This is a genomic window from Tetragenococcus halophilus subsp. halophilus DSM 20339, from assembly GCF_003841405.1.
Taxonomy (GTDB): Bacteria; Bacillota; Bacilli; order Lactobacillales; family Enterococcaceae; genus Tetragenococcus; species Tetragenococcus halophilus.
In genome coordinates this window covers 545,667-564,928 of record NZ_PXYA01000002.1, presented here as the reverse complement: position 1 = coordinate 564,928, position 19,262 = coordinate 545,667, and the positions used below count along the sequence as shown (strand labels likewise).

Annotated in this window: 16 protein-coding genes and 1 pseudogene; 13 read left to right on the top strand and 4 right to left on the bottom strand. The window is 35.5% G+C overall.

Features of this window, described 5'->3' with window-relative positions:
* The first annotated feature begins 45 nt into the window (after nt 1–45).
* The 4 genes and pseudogenes from rlmB (at nt 46) to C7K42_RS08325 (ending at nt 2,360) form a co-directional block, all read left to right on the top strand.
* The gene (gene rlmB / locus C7K42_RS08340) at nt 46–837 is read left to right on the top strand and encodes a 23S rRNA (guanosine(2251)-2'-O)-methyltransferase RlmB (protein WP_014123424.1); all 792 of its coding nucleotides are present in this window, start codon (nt 46–48) and stop codon (nt 835–837) included.
* A 6-nt stretch (nt 838–843) separates the two neighbouring features.
* Nucleotides 844–1,362 (top strand): annotated as a pseudogene (locus C7K42_RS08335) (NYN domain-containing protein).
* 96 nt (nt 1,363–1,458) lie between these two features.
* The gene (locus C7K42_RS08330; RefSeq protein ID WP_061841443.1) at nt 1,459–2,022 is read left to right on the top strand and encodes a sigma-70 RNA polymerase sigma factor region 4 domain-containing protein; all 564 of its coding nucleotides are present in this window, start codon (nt 1,459–1,461) and stop codon (nt 2,020–2,022) included.
* A 95-nt stretch (nt 2,023–2,117) separates the two neighbouring features.
* Nucleotides 2,118–2,360, top strand: coding sequence for a Veg family protein (locus C7K42_RS08325; protein WP_014123427.1), 243 nt, complete (start codon nt 2,118–2,120; stop codon nt 2,358–2,360).
* A gap of 80 nt (nt 2,361–2,440) precedes the next feature.
* On the opposite strand, the gene mscL is transcribed toward C7K42_RS08325, so the two are convergent.
* The gene (mscL, locus tag C7K42_RS08320; RefSeq protein ID WP_069029353.1) at nt 2,441–2,905 is read right to left on the bottom strand and encodes a large conductance mechanosensitive channel protein MscL; all 465 of its coding nucleotides are present in this window, start codon (nt 2,903–2,905) and stop codon (nt 2,441–2,443) included.
* Between the two features lie 204 nt (nt 2,906–3,109).
* On the opposite strand from mscL, the gene yfmF reads away from it, so the two are divergent.
* From yfmF to rny, 7 genes are all read left to right on the top strand, one after another.
* Nucleotides 3,110–4,378, top strand: coding sequence for an EF-P 5-aminopentanol modification-associated protein YfmF (yfmF, locus tag C7K42_RS08315; protein ID WP_103099853.1), 1,269 nt, complete (start codon nt 3,110–3,112; stop codon nt 4,376–4,378).
* A complete protein-coding gene (gene yfmH, locus C7K42_RS08310; protein ID WP_014123430.1) occupies nt 4,371–5,669 on the top strand; it encodes an EF-P 5-aminopentanol modification-associated protein YfmH in 1,299 nt (432 codons plus the stop codon). Before yfmF ends, yfmH begins: the two co-directional genes overlap by 8 nt.
* 96 nt (nt 5,670–5,765) lie before the next feature.
* Complete coding sequence (locus C7K42_RS08305) at nt 5,766–6,647, top strand: helix-turn-helix domain-containing protein (protein WP_014123431.1); 882 nt, start codon at nt 5,766–5,768, stop codon at nt 6,645–6,647.
* Nucleotides 6,648–6,702: 55 nt separating this feature from the next.
* Entirely contained in the window at nt 6,703–7,284 is a 582-nt protein-coding gene (pgsA, locus tag C7K42_RS08300; RefSeq protein WP_014123432.1) for a CDP-diacylglycerol--glycerol-3-phosphate 3-phosphatidyltransferase, read from the top strand.
* A 139-nt stretch (nt 7,285–7,423) separates the two neighbouring features.
* Nucleotides 7,424–8,665, top strand: coding sequence for a competence/damage-inducible protein A (locus tag C7K42_RS08295; protein ID WP_014123433.1), 1,242 nt, complete (start codon nt 7,424–7,426; stop codon nt 8,663–8,665).
* A gap of 113 nt (nt 8,666–8,778) precedes the next feature.
* Entirely contained in the window at nt 8,779–9,822 is a 1,044-nt protein-coding gene (gene recA / locus C7K42_RS08290) for a recombinase RecA (protein ID WP_014123434.1), read from the top strand.
* A 258-nt stretch (nt 9,823–10,080) separates the two neighbouring features.
* Nucleotides 10,081–11,637 (top strand): ribonuclease Y, encoded by a 1,557-nt coding sequence (gene rny / locus C7K42_RS08285; RefSeq protein WP_061840015.1) that lies wholly within the window; start codon nt 10,081–10,083, stop codon nt 11,635–11,637.
* A 46-nt stretch (nt 11,638–11,683) separates the two neighbouring features.
* Here the strand turns inward: rny and treR are convergent, their stop codons facing one another.
* From treR to C7K42_RS08270, 3 genes are read right to left on the bottom strand one after another with little or no spacing between them, the layout of a single operon-like run.
* Nucleotides 11,684–12,400: a trehalose operon repressor gene (gene treR / locus C7K42_RS08280; protein ID WP_103092123.1), complete on the bottom strand. Its 717-nt coding sequence runs from the start codon at nt 12,398–12,400 to the stop codon at nt 11,684–11,686.
* Nucleotides 12,401–12,459: 59 nt separating this feature from the next.
* Entirely contained in the window at nt 12,460–13,110 is a 651-nt protein-coding gene (gene pgmB, locus C7K42_RS08275; RefSeq protein ID WP_103092124.1) for a beta-phosphoglucomutase, read from the bottom strand.
* A gap of 15 nt (nt 13,111–13,125) precedes the next feature.
* Nucleotides 13,126–15,756 carry a glycoside hydrolase family 65 protein gene (locus C7K42_RS08270; RefSeq protein WP_103092125.1) on the bottom strand — a complete coding sequence of 877 codons (2,631 nt, stop codon included), beginning with the start codon at nt 15,754–15,756 and terminating at the stop codon, nt 13,126–13,128.
* A gap of 287 nt (nt 15,757–16,043) precedes the next feature.
* Here C7K42_RS08270 and treP point away from each other — a divergent pair, with 287 nt between their 5' ends.
* Entirely contained in the window at nt 16,044–18,041 is a 1,998-nt protein-coding gene (treP, locus tag C7K42_RS08265; RefSeq protein WP_103099854.1) for a PTS system trehalose-specific EIIBC component, read from the top strand.
* Nucleotides 18,042–18,205: 164 nt separating this feature from the next.
* Nucleotides 18,206–19,057, top strand: coding sequence for a 4-(cytidine 5'-diphospho)-2-C-methyl-D-erythritol kinase (gene ispE, locus C7K42_RS08260; RefSeq protein ID WP_061840012.1), 852 nt, complete (start codon nt 18,206–18,208; stop codon nt 19,055–19,057).
* Nucleotides 19,058–19,262 lie beyond the last annotated feature (205 nt).

Here is a 19,262-nt window from a genome sequence, read left to right as displayed (position 1 = left end):
AATTAATGAGAATTCAAAGATAACGAGTCGATATGGAGGTTAAAAATGAAGAAAACAAAAAATAAAGCGAAAAATAAAAAAGTTACACGTGAAACAAAAGATCAACCTGAGACTAATGAAACAGATTTTGTTTTTGGTCACTATGCAGCTCAAGAAGCTTTGAAAAAGGCAAGGGGAAATAAGTTATTCCTGTTAAAAGAAGCAGGAGGAACTAAAATTGAAGAATTAAAAGTACTCGCAAAAGAACATTCTGTCCCTGTAAAATGGGTACCTAAACAAAAATTAGATCAAATGAGTGAAGGCGGCGTTCATCAAGGTGTTGTACTGGCAATAACACCTTATCAATATTTAACGTTGAACGAGCTGATTGAGCAGAGTAAATCTCAACCATTTTTTGTTCTTTTAGATCATATTGAAGATCCGCACAATTTCGGTTCGATTTTAAGAACAGCAGATGCTTCAGGTGTAGATGGTATAATTATTCCTAAGCATCGAGCTTGCGGGATTACCCCTACTGTTGTTAAAACATCGACAGGAGCGGTTGAATATGTGCCTGTAGCTCGTGTGACGAATTTGACACAAGCAGTTACTGAATTAAAGGAAAAAGGTTTTTGGATTTTTGGCACAGATATGAACGGGACTTCTTATCATGAATGGAACGCTAAAGGAGCCATCGGATTAATTATTGGTAATGAAGGACATGGTATGAATACAGGATTGAAAAAACAAGTGGACGAAACGCTGACGATTCCTATTACAGGTCATGTACAAAGTTTGAACGCTTCTGTGGCCAGCGGTATACTAATGTATGAAGCTTTCGTGAAGCGAAATGAGTGAGAAAGTATGAAAAAACCATTATTAATTGTTGACGGTTATAATATGATTGGCGCTTGGCCTGAACTTGTACAGTTAAAAAATAAAGATTTAATGGAAGATGCGCGGGAACAACTGTTACAGTCATTATCCAATTATGCTAAATATGAAAAGTTAGCTGTTATTGTCGTTTTTGATGCTCAATTTGTTCCTGGGGTTACTAAAAATTATGCGAGATATCAGCTGGAAGTTGTTTTTACTGAAGAAGGGGAGACAGCTGATAGTTATATTGAAAGGATTGCTGGCAAGCTTAATGATATAATGACGCAAGTTTCAGTAGCTACCAGCGATTTAGCAGAACAATGGGTGATTTTTTCACAAGGAGCCTTGAGAGTCTCAGCTAGGTAATTATATAAAACAGTCAAAAAAACTGAAGAAGCAATCAAACGTCATCAAGAATCCATAAAATATACGGATTATCGACGAAATTCACCTTGGGATGAGAAACAGTTAAAAAAATTAGAGGAAAAATTAAGAGAATTAAGTTGAATATTTTGTAAAAAGTTGCGTAGGTAAATGAGAGACGATAACTTTTTTCGATGATACGCTCTTTTCATTGATAATAAATGAAAGGAGCTTTTTTTGATGGGAAAAAATTTAATTGTACAAGCAAGACAAGGAGATGGAGAAGCCTTATTAGAACTATATTATCGTTATCAACCTATAGTTCATTCGGTAAGAGCAAAATTTTTTCTACATGATTTTGATGAACAGGATTGGTTCCAAGAAGGGTTGATCACATTTAATCACTGTTTACATGCGTACAAAGGTGATACAGAAATAACCTTAGGTGGTCTTTTTAAACGTTCCTTTGAAAATGTGATCGTTAGTTTAGTACGAAAAAAATGTGCATATAAAAGAAAAAACGCAGAAGGTAATGTTTCATTTGATCAAAAGGTCTTTCAAAATGGAGGAATAAAACCCATTGAACATCGTTCATATACAGATGATCCTTTAGAACAACTGCTTGTACAAGAAACTTTAGAAGAAAATACTTCCTTATTAACGAATTTAGAAAGAAGAGCTTTTTGCGGTTTCTTTTACGGAGATGCACCAACGCCATCAAAACAAAAAAATGCTGCTTTGCGTAATGCTTATGACCGTTCAAGAAGAAAAATCACGCAAAAATTAGTCTTATATAAGAAGTGATTTTCTATTGAAAAGCTATTGTCAAATTTTTAGATTTTGTGGTATACTTTAAGTTTTAATCATTTTGTGGTATAATAGGTGTTGAGGTGAATGTAATGCCAACGACTCTAGCAACGATCAAAAAAGCCCTGGAAGAGCATATTGGCAGTAAAATTATGTTGGTGGCTCAGACAGGAAGAAAGCGTCAGACTCAACGTCGAGGCGTTTTGGCAGAAACATATCCAGCAGTTTTTGTCGTAGATTTAGATCCAGAAGAAAATTCATTTGAAAGAGTTTCTTACAGCTATTCAGATGTCTTAACAAAAGCAGTAGAAATTGAGTTTCTTGATGCAGTTTAATTAAGAAACATAAGCATTTTAATTAAAAATAAATTTTTTATAGGAAAAAGTAGTTAATAAAAACTACTTTTTCCTATTTTTTACTCTTTTGTTGTTTCAGAATCTGAGTTTTCAGCGTCTGTTTCACTATTGTCTTCGTCTGTTTCAATAGGCAAACCTTGCTCTTGACGTAGCAGATCACGAATTTCAGCTAAGTAATCCTCTGCAGCTGGAGCTTCTTCTTCTTCTTGTGTAAGTTTAGCTTTATTAGCAGTTTTGACAATTATAAATAAAATAAAACCGGTAAGAATAAAAATAATCACTGCGCTAACGATCTCACCAAATTGAAATGTTACGCCAGGTACTGGAGACCAATCAAGTACGGATAGGGAACTTTCAAGATCTCTTGTGCCTGTAATGGCAGCTACAAACCAGCCAATCAGCGGTGTGATTAAGCCTTCAACAACCTGAGTGACAATAGCAGTAAAAGCACTACCAATAACGACACCCACAGCTAAATCTAATACATCCCCAGCTAGAATAAACTCTTTAAATTCTGAAAAAATTCTTTTCACATTTACACCTCCAATTTTGCTTATTTTAGTATAACGAAACGAAATATTTTTTTGAAATAAATTGTTTTTTAAAATTTAACATTAAATTCTTCTTTATTCGTTAAATTGAATTTTCTTTTCTCGAGCTTGTGTATGTTATAATTATTTTTAAATAAAACATAGATTATCTATAATTTAGACTAAGGAGTATCAAAAATGGCCATTTCATTACAGCCAGGTGTAAAATTAACAGTTATTCCAACAGAAAAGTTTAAAACTGTTCGTTTATTTGTACGTTTTTCGACTAAGCATCAAAAAGCGGTTGCAAGTAAGCGGGCATTACTAACGAACTTGTTGGAAACCAATAGTTTTAACTATCCTACTCAGACAAAATTAAGTGAAAAACTTGCTGATTTGTATGGCGCAAGTTTTGGGTTAAATGTCAGCAAAAAAGGAAATATCCATCAAGTGAATTTAATGATGAATTTGGTAAATGGCAAATACATTAATGAACAGGATATTTTTTCAGAAGGTATAAAATTTATTCAAGAAATTTTGTTTCATCCCAATATTAAAGAGGGCGCCTTTGATCAAGAGACTTTTCAGCGTGAAAAAGAAAATATGATGGATTATTTAGAAAGTATAAAAGAAGATAAACAAACGCTAGCTGCTTTACGTTTACAGGAGCTGTATTTTGCAGAAGATATTGATCAAAAAACACCAAGCTTTGGAACAAAAGAAGATCTAAATTCTTTAAGTGCTTATGATTTAGTGCAAACTTATCATGAAATGATGACACAAGACCAAATTGATATTTTTGTTGTAGGAGATATTGAAGAAGAAAGGGCAAAAGAAGCAATCCAATCGTTACCTTTTAGTCCTAGATCATTACTTCAAACAGAAATATTTTATAAACAAGGGTTAAAAGCAGAAGTACAATCAGAAGTATTATACGAACCTGTAGTTCAAGCAAAATTAAATTTAGCTTATCAGACATCTATTTATTATAATGATCAGAAACGTTTCTCTTTATTAGTGTTTAATGGTTTGTTTGGTGGATTTCCGCATTCGAAATTATTTATCAATGTACGAGAAAAAGCTAGTCTAGCTTATTATGCTTCTAGCACGTTTGATTCATTTCGTGGAATCGTTACGGTACAAACAGGAATTGACAGTAAAGACCGTAGTCGTGTACTTTCATTAATTGAGAAACAATTAGAAAGTCTGAAATCAGGTGATTTTACTGAAAGTGAGTTGCAACAGACAAAAGTTATGCTCAAAAATCAATTTTTACTTTCTTTGGACAGTTCTCGTGGCTTAATAGAAATTGCTTATTTAAAACAATGGTTTTCAGAATTAGTAGAGGATGAAAAAGAATTTGAACAGAAGATTATGGCAGTAAGCAAAGAAGATGTGAAAAAAGTTGCAGTAGATCTTCAATTACAAGCTATTTTTACCATAGATAAGGAGGTAGCTCATGAATAAAAAAGTTTATTCTACTCTTAATGAAAAATTATATACAGAAGTTCTTGATAATGGACTGACTGTATTTATTTTACCTAAAAGAGAATTTCACAAAACTTACGGGCTATTTAGTACAAATTATGGTTCTATTGATAACGAATTTGCTTACCAAGGGGAAAAGCGCAAGAAAGTACCCGATGGTATTGCACACTTTTTAGAGCATAAAATGTTTGAAAAAAAGGAAGGCGACATTTTTCAAGAATTTGGACGCTTAGGCGCTTCTGCTAATGCATTTACTAGTTTCACTAAGACAAGTTACTTATTTTCTGCTACTGATCATATTAAAGATAACTTATTGACTCTACTGGACTTTGTTCAAGCGCCTTATTTTACACCAGAGACTGTTGAAAAAGAAAAAGGGATCATCGCACAAGAAATCCAAATGTATCAAGATAATCCAGATTGGCAATTATTTTTTGGTCTTTTACAAAACCTTTACCCGAAGCATCCACTGCATATCGACATTGCAGGCACCGTTAATAGTATAGACAAGATTACTGCGGATGATCTTTATGAATGTTATCAAACTTTTTATCATCCAAGTAATATGATCCTTTTTGTTGTAGGTAATATTGATCCTCAAGAAACAATGTCTTGGGTTAAGAATAATCAAGCTGAGAAAAACTTTACTGATATTCGTGAAATTTATCGATATTTTCCCCAGGAGACGACATTTGATATTAATAGCTATTCTTCTAAGACAATGTCAGTTAGCCGGCCTAAAGCCACTCTTGGCGTAAGAGGATTTCAAGAAAATCTACCCAAAGGAGATAAAGCGCAATTACGCTTTCGAACAGCAATGAATTTGTTGTTACAATTGCTTTTAGGAAATACAAGTAAAAACTATCTACGTTTATATCAAGAAGGTATTATTGATGATAGCTTTGGTTTTGATTTTTCGTTAGAACGCAGTTTTCATATGGCGGATTTTTCTAGCGATACAGGGCGTCCTGAAGAGTTTTTGCAAGAAATTGAAGATATTCTTTTAAATTTTGCTAACGAAGAAGAAGTTAATGAGGAAAACTTAGAGCGCCTTAAAAAGAAAATGTTAGGGAAGTATTTCCAATCACTTAATTCTTTAGAGTTTATTGCAAATCAATTTACACAAGATCTTTTTGGGACATTGACTTTATTTGATTTACCAGAGATCATTCGTTCAATTCAACTGCAGGATTGCCTTGATGCAGGGAATTATTTACTAAAAAAAGAAGCTATGGCGAGATTTTGTTTAAAACCAGAAAAAGAAGTTTAAAATTTATTTGAAGGTAGAGCAATTATTATCTTTGCCGGGCTTTTTTATGGTATTCTAAAAGTAGATTGATAAAAAAAGACTGGAGTAGATGTAAGCGTGGGCAATGAAATCATAATTGGTGAAAGATTGCGGCAAGCCCGTTTGGCAAAAAACATCAGTATCGATGAGCTGCAACAAAAAACAAAAATTCAGAAACGCTACCTTGAAGCGATCGAAAAAGGCGATTTTGAAGCATTACCGGGTACTTATTATGTACGTTCATTTATTCGGCAGTATGCACAAGTTGTCGACGAAGATGGTGATTTTTTAGTCGACATTTATGACGAAAAAGCTAGCTTCGAGCCAGAGGGAAAACGGGCGGAACCTGAAACTGTACAAGGTTCTAGAAAAGCGTTGCATGAGGGGAAAACTCGTGATAAAAAAACACGAGATTACTTACCGGTGGCCTTATTAGGCATTATTGCGTTTATGATTGTAGGTGTAATCGCTTATGTGGCTTGGCAAGATCGTAATTCTGATCCTGTGATCGGACAAACTGCTACTTCCATGGAAGTAGATGGCTCTGTTACAACCGAACAAGATTCCTCTACAAATGAAGAAAGTTCAACGTCAAGTCAGACTGAAACCAGTTCTTCTGAAGAAGATGAAATGGAAATTGCCATGACAGATTCAACTCAGTCACAAGCAACGATCCAAGTGACTGACGCTGAAGAACCTTTAGAACTAGAGTTTACGGCAAAAAATGGTCGTGCTTGGGTTGGAGTTTCTGTTAACGGTGACTATTCTTTACAAGAAACATTGGAAGCAGGACAAAATGAAAGCACGACGATACCAGAGGGAACGGAAAATTTTGTGGTAACCTTAGGTGCTAGTGCGAATATTGATCTTAAAGCAAACGATAAAGAAGTAGATTTTGATGATCCTGATTATGAAGCGTTGCAGAAAAATTTGAATTTTGAGGTAACGTATCAAGATTAAAAAATAAAGGAAAGGAATGTATCACTGATTTTATCAGAGATGCGAGGGTTATAAAGTGAATTTACCAAATAAACTTACTGTTATTAGAATGTTAATGATCCCCATTTTTATGGTGGTAGTTCTTGCGCCGTTAGATTGGGGAGTATTATCTTTAGGGAATACTCAACTAGCTGTAACCAATTTAGTGGGAGCGGTGATCTTTGCTGTAGCAAGCTTTACTGATTGGCTTGATGGAGAGATTGCGCGTAAACAAGGACTAGTGACAAATTTTGGGAAATTTGCCGATCCATTAGCCGATAAAATGTTGGTTATGACAGCATTTGTTTTATTAGTTGAACTAGGCAAGGCCCCGGGCTGGGTTGTCGTTATTATTGTATGTCGTGAATTGGCGATCACCGGTTTGCGTTTGCTGATTGTTGAACAAAATGGCAGTGTAATGGCCGCAGCATGGCCAGGAAAGATTAAAACAGCTACGCAAATGTTTGCTATTATCTTTTTATATATTAATAATATACCGTTTAATCTCATCTCTTTACCATTAGGAGAAATCCTGTTATATGTTTGCCTGTTCTTCACTCTATATTCAGGAGTGGATTATTTTGTTAAAAATGCCGGCGTATTTAAAGGTTCGATGTAAATTATGAATAAAAAGTATAAACGAATGGGCAAACGTTGTGAAGATGTTTGACCATTCGATTTTTTCTTTAAGCGAAAAATTTAATTATTTTAAAATGGAAACCAGACTTTTTGCGTACTTAATAGTAGGAGCGAGAAAAATGAAAGCAGAAATCATAGCAGTAGGCACAGAAATTTTGTTAGGACAAATTGATAATACGAATACAACTTTTTTAGCGGAAGAATTAGCTGGATTAGGAATTGAAGTTTATTATCAAAGTGTTGTAGGAGACAATCCTAAACGCTTGGAAGAAGCATTGGAGCTAGCGGACCAAAGAAGTGATTTAACTGTTTTGTGTGGGGGATTAGGTCCTACAGACGATGACCTAACAAAACAAGTTACAGCAAAACATGTGGGACAAGAGTTAGTGACAGATGAAGGGGGTTATCAAAACTTATTAGTATTTTTTGAAAAACGAGAACGACCAATGACAGAAAATAATCGCTTACAAGCTTTAGTTTTCAAAGATGGAGAATCTTTACAAAATAGTAATGGTTTGGCTGTAGGGATTTTTTATCAAACACCGACAGGTAACTCTTATTTGTTATTACCAGGGCCACCTAATGAATTAAAACCGATGTTTTTTAATGAAGCTATTCCTTTATTACAAAATCATTTTCAAACAGATGAACAGTTAATTTCGCGCGTGTTGCGTTTTTATGGCATTGGAGAATCAGAACTTGTTACTAAATTAGCAGACCTAATCAAACATCAAAGCAATCCAACGATTGCATCATATGCTAAACCTAATGAAGTTACCTTGCGTTTGACTGTTAGCACCACAGATAAAAATGATGGAAAACAAAAACTGGATCAAATGGAAGAAGTAATATTAGATCGTGTTGGTGATTACTTTTATGGTTATGGAGAAAATAATTCTTTAGTAGAAGTTGTTGTTGAACTATTAAAGAAACAGAAAAAAACTGTAAGTGCAGCTGAAAGTTTGACTGCAGGTAGTTTTCAAGCAATGTTAGGTAGTGTTTCTGGTGTTTCCGAAGTTTTTCCTGGTGGTTTTGTTACTTACTCAGAAACCACCAAGGAACAGTTACTAAATCTTGATTCGAAAATGTTAGAAAAATATGGAACGGTTAGTAAAGAATGTGCAGAAGCGATGGCAATACAAGCGAAAAAACTAGCCCATAGTGACTTTGCACTTTCTTTTACAGGAGTAGCCGGACCGGATTCACTAGAAGATCAAAAAGCAGGGACAGTTTGGATAGGTTTAGCAACTGAAGAAGGTGTGGAAAGTTATTTATACCACTTTACTCGTAATCGGAACTATATTCGTCATAGCGCAGTCATGACTGGCTTAGATTTATTAAGGAAAAAATTAATAAAATAAATACGAATATTTGTTCGCTTTTTTCTTGCTTTTTTTTGAAAAAAACGCTATGATAGGTATACAATTAAATGAGTACACAAGTAGTTTTTATCATATAAGGAGGTTTATCTTAATTGGCAGATGACCGCAAAGCAGCACTAGATACTGCATTAAAAAAGATTGAGAAAAATTTTGGCAAGGGCGCTATTATGAAGCTAGGGGAAAAGGCTGATCAACAGATTTCAACTATTCCTAGTGGCTCACTTGCATTAGATGTCGCATTAGGAGTTGGTGGTTACCCACGTGGCCGTATCGTAGAAGTGTATGGTCCTGAAAGTTCAGGTAAAACGACCGTTGCTCTTCATGCTGTAGCAGAAGTTCAAAAGCAAGGGGGAACAGCTGCTTTTATTGATGCAGAAAACGCCTTGGACCCACAATATGCAGAACACTTAGGTGTTAATATTGATGAACTATTACTATCTCAACCGGACACGGGCGAGCAAGGATTAGAAATCGCTGATGCCTTAGTTTCAAGTGGCGCTGTTGATATTGTGGTAGTCGATTCAGTCGCAGCATTGGTTCCAAGAGCAGAAATCGATGGCGAAATGGGCGATACTCATGTTGGTTTACAAGCACGTTTGATGTCTCAAGCATTACGTAAGCTATCTGGTTCGATCAATAAAACCAAGACAATTGCGCTATTTATTAATCAAATCCGCGAAAAAGTTGGTGTTATGTTTGGTAGCCCGGAAACTACGCCAGGTGGACGCGCATTAAAATTTTATTCTACAGTGCGTTTAGAAGTTCGACGAGCTGAACAATTAAAATCTGGTACGGATATTATTGGTAACCGCACGAAGCTTAAAGTCGTAAAAAATAAAGTTGCTCCCCCATTTAAGATAGCACAGGTAGACATTATGTACGGAGAAGGTATTTCACAAGTAGGTGAATTATTGGATATGGCCGTAGAAAAAGATCTTATTGACAAGAGTGGTGCATGGTATTCTTATAAAGAAGAACGGATTGGCCAAGGACGTGAAAATGTGAAAAAATATATGAAAGAACGTCCAGAAATGGTCGCTGAAATATCAGCGCTTGTTCGTAAAGCTTATGGGATTGATGATTCTGAGTCAGCAGAAGAAGGACAAGAAGAACTTCCTTTAGAGGAAAATTCATAAGAATAAATATTTTTACGCTTTTTATGGGAAATATTTTTCCATAAAAAGCGTTTTTGTCTTGTTAAATAACAATGTGAAAAAGCGATTAATTAATAACTCTCACTTTTTAAGTTGACACTCCTTAGTACAAACATTAAAATTAAACTGTGTGTATTACACACATATGCAAGTAGGCATATTGGTAATTTATTTGTAAGTACGTTTATCAAAAAACTACAAAAGATGAAAATATAGAGATAGTCTGGAGGTGATTTACCAATGGGATTGAACATTCTCCTCGCTATCATCGGTTTAATTGTCGGGCTTTTATGCGGAGTTTTTTATACAAAATATCGTCATCAAAAAGAGATAGACGGTGCCAGTCAAAGTGCTGATAGCATTTTGTCTAGTGCAAAAAAAGAAGCAGAAACTCTGAAAAAAGAAGCGTTGTTAGAAGCTAAGGAAGAAAATCAGAAATACCGGTCAGAAATTGAAAGTGAGTTGAAAGAAAATAAAAGTGAATTAAAATCGCAAGAAAATCGCTTACTGCAAAGAGAACAATTACTTGATCGAAAAGATGATTCTTTGGAGAAACGTGAACAATCATTGACGGATAAGGAAAATAACGTTAGTGAGAAACAACAATTAATTGACGAGCGAGAAAATGAGATTGAAGAACTTATTCAAAAACAACAAGATGAATTAGAAAGAGTCGCTGCGCTGACAAAAGATGATGCAAAAGATATGATCATGAAATCAACAGAAGAAGAATTGGATCATGAATTAACTGTAATGGTTAAAGAATCAGAACAGCAAGCCAAAGACGAAGCGAATAGGAAAGCCAAAGATATCTTATCTTTAGCTATTCAAAGTTGTGCTGCCGACCAAGTTTCTGAAACGACAGTTTCTGTTGTTACTTTACCAAATGATGAAATGAAAGGGCGTATTATTGGTCGTGAAGGCCGTAATATTCGAACACTTGAAACATTGACAGGAATTGATCTAATTATTGATGACACACCAGAAGCGGTTGTATTATCTGGCTTTGACCCAATTCGTCGAGAAACGGCGCGTGTGGCCTTGGAAAAATTGATTCAGGATGGACGTATCCATCCAGCACGTATTGAAGAAATGGTTGAAAAGGCTCGCAAAGAAATGGATGCTCGTATTCGTGATTATGGTGAACAAACCGTTTTTGATCTTGGAATACATAGCTTACATCCAGATCTAATTAAAATTTTAGGACGGATGCACTTTAGAACAAGTTATGGCCAAAATGCTTTGAATCATTCTATTGAAGTGGCAAAATTAACTGGAGTATTAGCTGCTGAACTGGGTGAAGATGTTCAGTTAGCTAAACGTGCAGGTCTTTTGCATGATATAGGAAAAGCATTAGACCGTGAAGTTGAAGGATCTCACGTACAAATAGGAGCTGAATTAGCTACTAAGTATAAAGAGGATGCTGTTGTTATTAATGCAATAGCTTCTCACCATGGAGATACAGAAGCAACTTCTGTTATTTCTGCTTTGGTGGCTGCAGCAGATGCGCTTTCTGCGGCTAGACCAGGCGCAAGAAGTGAATCCTTAGAAAATTATATTCGTCGTTTGGAAAACTTAGAAAATATTTCTAACAGTTTTGAAGGAGTTTCTTATAGTTTTGCTGTGCAAGCAGGACGTGAAGTACGTGTTATGGTTAAACCTGAAGAAATAACCGATATGGATGCGATCCGTTTGGTTCGTGATATACGTAAAAGAATTGAAGACGAGCTGAATTACCCAGGTAATATTAAAGTTACTGTAATAAGAGAAACTCGAGCGACTGAATACGCGAAATAATAAAAACAAAGGAGCGATCTATTAAATAGACCGCTCCTTTGTTTTTTTATATTTTTCTTCTTCTAGCAAAATCTACAAAACGAAACTTATCCAAGCGATGAATAGATTCTGTATATTCAAAACAATGCGTATCTTCTAGATAAACTAGACTTCTCACAGTAACTACATGGCGATCTTCCGGATGTAAGTCCATTAAATCACGGAGTTCTTTATTTACCGGGTCAGCGGTTATTTCCTTTTGCGCATAAGCAATGTCTAATCCTAATTCATTTTCAAAGTAATCATAGATGGAATCTTGTGCTTTTTCTTTAGGTAATTGTGGAATAACATCACTAAGAAGATAGTCCTTATCTAAGATCACTACTTCCTCATTTATTTTACGTTGACGGACTAGTTTCCACACTTCTTTGGCTACTGGCCAGCCAGTGATTTCATGCAATTTTATAGATACGGCAATTTTTCTTAATTCCACCACTGTTGTCTGACTAGAAATATGCTGATTCGATTGTAATTCTTTAAAACTCGTTAAACCAGAGATCGGAAAATCCAGGCGATGGATATCTAAAACAATAGAACCTTTTCCTTGTTTTTTCTGAATATAGCCAGCATTTCGTAATAGATTTAACGCTTTACGTACAGTTTCTCTGGAAACATCATATAATTTAATCAGCTGGTTTTCACTTGGAAGCAGAGAGTGGGGCGGGTATTCTTCAGATAATATCTTTTGCTCCAAATCTAGAAATATCTCTTTAAACTTGTTCATTCGAAACATTGCCTCCCTTTTTGTTTATTATAGGTGTAGAAAAAAGGAAAAGCAATTTGTTATTTTTCTAATAGTTCGTCAACTGTAAGCTCGCTTAGTTGTTTTACACGAAGATCTGCTTGGTATAAAGGCTCTGTTGTTTCGACACCTACAGCAAACATGCCGCAAGCTTTAATGCCCTCAATTCCTGCTTGTGCGTCTTCAAATCCGACGGCTTCTTCTGGCGCAATGTGTATGGTATCGGCAGCACGAATAAAAATTTCCGGGTCAGGCTTACCCTTAGTTAGTTGGTCTGGATCAACAATTGCATCAAAAGCATCAAAAACTTCTAATTTTTTTAAAATAAATGGTGCATTTTTAGAAGCTGAAGCAATTACACAAGGAACTTGTTTTTCTTTAGCGGCATCTAAAAATTCTTTGAAACCAGCTAGTAAATCTTGCGGACCTAAATCTTGTAGTAATTCTACATAGTGTTTATTTTTTTCTTCTGCTAGTGTTTCTTTTTGTGCTATAGAAAAATCATCTTTTTTTCCACCGTAAGCTAAGATTTTATCTAATGATTCCATTCGGCTTACACCTTTGAGTTGCTCATTAAAAGCCAAATCAATTTCGATATCTAATGCAGCAGCTAAATCTTTCCAAGCCATGTAGTGTAGTTTAGCAGTATCAGTGATGACGCCATCAAGATCAAATACAAATCCTTTTTTCATTACTCTCTCTCCTCGTTAATAAGTTATCGTTGTCTGTTCATTAGCAGGTAGCTCAACTTTTTCATGGTTAATTTCAACAAAAGTAGTTTGTGTTGGTGTAATTGTGATCGTTTCATGTGAAACAAAAATAGTAAAATCAATGCCACGAATGGTTATAGAAAATTGAATACTTGACCAAGATTGCGGTAAATTTGGTTCAAAACTAATGATATCCTTACGAATGTCTAGCCCGGCAAAGGTAGTTAGTGGTATATACAAGGTCGCTGCCATGACACCAGCATGTATCCCCTCAGCAGTAGTACCTCCTTGGATATCACGATAATCTGAGTATAATGCTTCTTGATAAAGTTGCCATGATAAATCTTGATCGCCAACCATAGCAGCCAGTTGAGCATGTACAACACGGGATAAGGTTGAACCATGTGAAGTACGTGCTAGATAATAATTAAGGTTCTTTTGGACATAATCGGCAGGCACTTGATAGTCTAAATCTTTTAGTATGGTGGATACTTGTTCTTTAGAGAAATTATAAAATATCATCAAACTATCCGCTTGTTTAGCTACTTTATAATCATCAGCTGACTTTCCTTCAGCGTTTAATATACGATCCATTCGATAAATATTACCGTATTCCTGTTTATAATGCTGCCAGTCTAAATCTTTTAACCCAAAGTAACCGTCAAATTGTGCTATAACTCCCTTACTGTCAATTTCTAAGGATAATTGATGTTTGATCTCATCCATTTTTTCTAGTAATTGATCGTTCACACCAGTTTTCTTCTGAATCGTAGCAAAATCTGTTGTTGAGAATTCATTTTTTATTTGGGCAATTTCTTCAAATAACCATACTACCATCATATTTGTATAGGCGTTGTTCTTTAAGCCACTTTCTTTGGTTTCAGGATAGCTTTCATGAAATTCATCAGGCCCCATTACATGATCAATATCATAACGCTTGGTTGTTGGGTTATAGACAGCTGCACTTTTCCAAAAATGAGCGATTTCTAAAAGCATCTCTAAACCGTAATCTTTCATGAAACTTATATCACGTGTGTTGTGCCAATAAAGCCATATATTATAAGCGATCGCTAGAGAAATATGTCTTTGTAAACGGCTGTTATCTTTTTTCCATGTTCCACTAATTGGGTTTAGATGTAGGTCTTGTGATTGTTCAGAACCATCTAGGCTAGATTGCCAAGGGAACATGGCTCCTTGATATCCATCTTCTTTTGCCCTTTTTTTTGCCATTTCTAATCGGTTATAACGATAGAGCAATAGCGGTTTGATTATTTCCGGAAAATGAAGAATATAAAATGGGAAGATAAATAATTCATCCCAGAAAATATGTCCACGGTAAGCTTCCCCATGCAAACCACGAGCAGCTACAGAGGCATCTAATCCTTGATTACCTTTAGGAGATGCAGAAACTAATAGATGATAAGTGTGCAGATTTAATAATTTTTGCGACATCAAATCCCCCGTAATGTGAATACCAGCTTTTTCCCAGAGATTTTCCCACGCTTTGTTAGAAGCTTGTAAGCATTCGTTAAAGCTTGGCAAAGTAACTGTTTGTAGATCGATATCAGCTATTTTGGCTTCTTTTCTATATTGATTAACAAGTACGGTTTTTTCAAAAGTATAAGTCTTTTGTTTTTTTACCGTTAAGGGTACTTTTTGCATCACTTTATCCCTATGTTTTTCAATTACTAAATCATCTAGTGAGTGCTGGCAACCACGTAATTTTGCCTGTTGACTGACAGTAATATTTGAAGTATTTGTTTTTGCTAAAAGAGATACCACGTCTTTATCCGCTTGTAGCTTACTAACTTGTAGATGACGACTTGATAGACTACGATAACGCTCAACATTGTAGTTGTAAACATCACCATCAGCTTCTGAGATAAACGTTACTTCACCTGAAAAGTTAAGTGGCGTAAATGAATAACTTACCGCATACTGATGAACATTTTCCATATTGGCAATTTTTTTCGTTTGAATGGCAATTTTTTTACCATCGTCTGATTGAAGGGTGTAGTAAAAAGAGAGTAGCCCGTTTTTTAAATTAAGCTGTCGTTTCATATATAAAATTTGGTTATTTTCAATATCGATACGTTGGTCATCGAGGACTAAATACATCTTTTGTAGGTTAGGCGCATTAACAAAATCTTCATTATAAATCGTTTTATCAGCAACCTGGGAACCAACTTCGTTATAAAGACCTGCCAGATAAAGCGCTGGATAATTATTGTCGCTAATTTCCATTTCTGGTGTAGTGCCGCGTAGACCGATAAAACCGTTACCAACGGTTAATAAAGATTCTTGAGAATATTCATTTTTTCCTGGATTGTAACCATAATACTCAATATTCCAAGGAATTTGCTTTGCTTTTGTGTCGAAATCTGTTGCCTTGCCGCAAACAAATGGGCGATTTGTTTCTTCAGTTAAATATTGTGCTAATTCGAAGGTTTGTCCATCTTTTTCAAAGAGGATCTCTTGGTCTATCGTTCCTCCTTCAATGGATTGTGTTTTAATTTCTTTTGTTAAATAGGACAGACATTCATTTAAAGAGGCGGATAAAATTTCAGTGTTACCATTTGGCCAATGAACTACCCATTGTCCTGTTGTTTCTATACGAATATGATACATGGATACTCCTCCTAACTTGTCTATACATGCAATTTTATTATAACGAAAAATGAAAGCTTTTACAATGATAAGAAGAAACTTTTTATGAGCTTATAGCCGAAAATATATCTTGAGGAAAAATAACGGGCTAATTGTAATGAAAGCCCATTTTCCGACAATCTATTACTTTAAAAAACAGAAGTATTATAAAATAAAATGAATAAAACGCTTGCAATATAAAATATCACAAGGTATGATAAAGTTGTAGTTATACATGTATATACAATTTTCGCTGAGGAGGAAGTCTTATGGGCAAGTACGAAGAAGATGCCAAGCGACTGTTAAAAGAAGTTGGCGGCAAAGAAAATATTAATGCTGTTACCCATTGTGCAACTAGAATGCGTTTTGTTTTGAATGATCCGGATAAAGCGGATCAAGAAGCAATTGATGATATTCCTAGTGTAAAGGGAATGTTTACCAATGCTGGACAGTTCCAGGTTATTATAGGAAATGATGTAGCTACTTTTTATAATGATTTTAAAGAAGCTTCAGGAATAGAGGGTACTTCGACTGAAGATGCTAAATCAGTAGCTAAAAAAAATCAGAATCCATTACAAAGGGCAGTCGGTGCTTTAGCTGAAATTTTCGCTCCTATTATACCCGCTATTATTGTCGGAGGTCTTATTTTAGGTTTTCGTAACATTTTAGAGGGCGTGGATTTTGGTGGAGCTACAATTGTTGATCGTTCTACTTTTTGGACCGCTATTAATGATTTCTTATGGTTACCAGGAGAAGCAATCTTTCAATTCTTACCTGTAGGGATTACCTGGAGTGTTACCCGTAAAATGGGAACTACGCAAATCTTAGGTATTGTCCTAGGTATTACCTTGGTTTCCCCGCAGTTACTTGATGCCAATGAGGTTGCCTCCACTGCTGCTGCGGATATTCCTCAGTGGGATTTTGGTTTTGCCCAGGTAGATATGATTGGTTACCAAGGACAAGTTATTCCAGCAATGTTAGCAGGGTTCTTACTCGCTTATCTGGAAATATTTTTCCGTAAGCACATTCCAGAGGCTGTTTCAATGATTTTTGTCCCGTTATTTGCCTTATTGCCAACTATTATTGCGGCTCATGTAGTCTTAGGTCCTTTTGGTTGGTGGCTAGGAAATATTATCTCAAATGTTATATTCGCTGGTCTAACTTCGTCTGTTAGTTGGTTGTTCAGTTTTGCCTTTGGCTTACTTTACTCCCCTCTGGTTATTACCGGCTTACATCATATGTCTAATGCCATTGACTTACAATTAATTGCTTCTGAAGTGACAAGCCATACGACAAGTTTGTGGCCGATGATCGCTTTATCTAATATTGCGCAAGGTTCAGCGGTTTTAGCTGTGATTTACTTGCATCGTGGCAATAAGAAAGAAGAACAAGTTTCCATTCCCGCCATGATTTCTTGTTACCTAGGTGTTACCGAGCCAGCGATGTTTGGGATTAATTTAAAATTTATCTATCCTTTTGTCGCCGCGATGATTGGTTCGGGATTTGCCGGTTTATTTAATAACTTTATGGATGTACGCGCAAATTCCATTGGAGTTGGGGGCCTGCCGGGAATTTTAGTTATTAACAGTCAAATTGGTGGCGGCTATCTAGCTTTTGCAATTTCGATGGTCATCGCTATTGTTATTCCGTTTATTTTAACAGTGGTCTTTAGAAAACGTGGCATTTTTAATAAAGAGGACCGTGAAGATTCAACAGCAGAATTAGCGGCTGTTGGCGCGACAGCTGGTGATATTGGCCTTTCTTCTTCTGAAGAGGACACTGCTGCTTCTTTAACGGATACACAAAAAGTAACTGAAAAATTATTTGCACCAGTTTCTGGCGAGTTACTTAAGATTACAGCTGTTGATGATCCTGTCTTTTCTCAAAAAATGATGGGAGATGGTTATGCAGTAAAACCAACAGAAGACCAAATTTATTCTCCAGTTGCTGGGACGATATCTAGTGTATTTGAAACAAAACATGCTATCGGTATCTTAACTGATAGTGGCGTGGAAGTGCTTGTTCATATGGGCTTAGACACCGTTGAACTAAAAGGTGCGCCTTTTACTATCAATGTAAAAGAAAATGACCAAGTCAGCTCTGATACACAACTTGCTACAATGGATAGAAAAGCGGTGAAAGATGCTGGTAAACAAACGGATGTTTTAACAGTATTTACAAACGGCGATAAAATTAATTCTTTTGCCCTTGTAGGAGAAGGAGAAGTCACTGCACAAGAAGACCTAGGAGAGATCGAAGTTTCTTGAGTAAATAAGTGTAAAGTGTATTTTGAAAAAGTGTAAAACCAACGACTATAAGTTGGTTTTACACTTTTTTCTTTTTTCTTTGTTTTTTAACTGTTATTTGTGTCTATACAAGAAAAATTTGCTATGATAGAATACAACATGACTATTTCGAATGGGTGGAAAACATGGAAATAATTGAAAAAGCACCGGCAAAAATCAATTTAGGCTTGGATGTATTGTATAAAAGAGAAGATAATTATCATGAGTTAGAAATGGTTATGTCAAGCGTTGATTTGGCTGATCATTTAAGTTTTGAGCCTTTATATGAAGATCAAATTGTTATTGAATCTAATAAAGCTTTTTTGCCGAGTGATCAAAGAAACAATGTCTATCAAGCGGCTGCTATAATAAAAAAACGTTATGGTATTGCTGCAGGGATTAAAATTACGATTAAAAAAAATATACCAGTCGCTGCAGGTCTTGGCGGCGGTAGTACTGATTGCGCTGCAACTTTGCGTGGGCTAAATCGTTTATGGAAGCTAGAACTTTCCATGGAGGAAATGATTGATATAGGTATGCACGTTGGTACCGACGTTCCCTACTGTCTATATGGCACCACATCTTTTATTGCTGGCAAAGGTGAAATCGTCAATGTATTAAAGCCAATGTCTCCATGTTGGGTTATTTTGGTTAAACCACAATTAAGTGTTTCAACCAGAAAAATTTTCCAACAAGTGGATATGACACAAATTACACATCCTAATATGAAAGAACTTGCTTCGGCAATTTTAAGGCAGGACTATTCAGGGATGTTGAATTACATGGGTAATAGTTTAGAAGATATAACGATTCCTAAACATCCAATTATTCAACAAATCAAATCGCGTATGATGAAATTTGGCGCCGATATTGCTTTGATGAGTGGGAGTGGACCTACTGTATTTGCATTATGTCAAAAACAAAGTCGTGCTAAACGTATCGTAAACGGGGTAAAAGGATTTTGTGATGAAGTATATATGGTGCGAACACTACGATGAAGGCTGGGATTTCCCGGCTTTTTTTATTGAAAAAGTAATGATTTAATCTATTAACTTTTGCTTGACGAGCAATAAAAGTTTTGATACATTAAAGCTTGTTAATAAATCGTAATGAATACGTTTTGTATCCCGTTAAATAACTAGGGAGCATAAAATAAAAAATTTAACAATAGGTAATCATTCAATTGATTGGAGAAAATTTATG

What these genes read in the sequence shown, in the direction of transcription:
- rlmB (WP_014123424.1), top strand. Translation starts at nt 46, where the DNA reads ATGAAGAAAACAAAAAATAAAGCGAAAAATAAAAAAGTTACACGTGAA.
- C7K42_RS08330 (WP_061841443.1), top strand. Translation starts at nt 1,459, where the DNA reads ATGGGAAAAAATTTAATTGTACAAGCAAGACAAGGAGATGGAGAAGCC.
- C7K42_RS08325 (WP_014123427.1), top strand. Translation starts at nt 2,118, where the DNA reads ATGCCAACGACTCTAGCAACGATCAAAAAAGCCCTGGAAGAGCATATT.
- yfmF (WP_103099853.1), top strand. Translation starts at nt 3,110, where the DNA reads ATGGCCATTTCATTACAGCCAGGTGTAAAATTAACAGTTATTCCAACA.
- yfmH (WP_014123430.1), top strand. Translation starts at nt 4,371, where the DNA reads ATGAATAAAAAAGTTTATTCTACTCTTAATGAAAAATTATATACAGAA.
- C7K42_RS08295 (WP_014123433.1), top strand. Translation starts at nt 7,424, where the DNA reads ATGAAAGCAGAAATCATAGCAGTAGGCACAGAAATTTTGTTAGGACAA.
- rny (WP_061840015.1), top strand. Translation starts at nt 10,081, where the DNA reads ATGGGATTGAACATTCTCCTCGCTATCATCGGTTTAATTGTCGGGCTT.
- treR (WP_103092123.1), bottom strand. Translation starts at nt 12,400, where the DNA reads ATGAACAAGTTTAAAGAGATATTTCTAGATTTGGAGCAAAAGATATTA.
- pgmB (WP_103092124.1), bottom strand. Translation starts at nt 13,110, where the DNA reads ATGAAAAAAGGATTTGTATTTGATCTTGATGGCGTCATCACTGATACT.
- C7K42_RS08270 (WP_103092125.1), bottom strand. Translation starts at nt 15,756, where the DNA reads ATGTATCATATTCGTATAGAAACAACAGGACAATGGGTAGTTCATTGG.
- treP (WP_103099854.1), top strand. Translation starts at nt 16,044, where the DNA reads ATGGGCAAGTACGAAGAAGATGCCAAGCGACTGTTAAAAGAAGTTGGC.
- ispE (WP_061840012.1), top strand. Translation starts at nt 18,206, where the DNA reads ATGGAAATAATTGAAAAAGCACCGGCAAAAATCAATTTAGGCTTGGAT.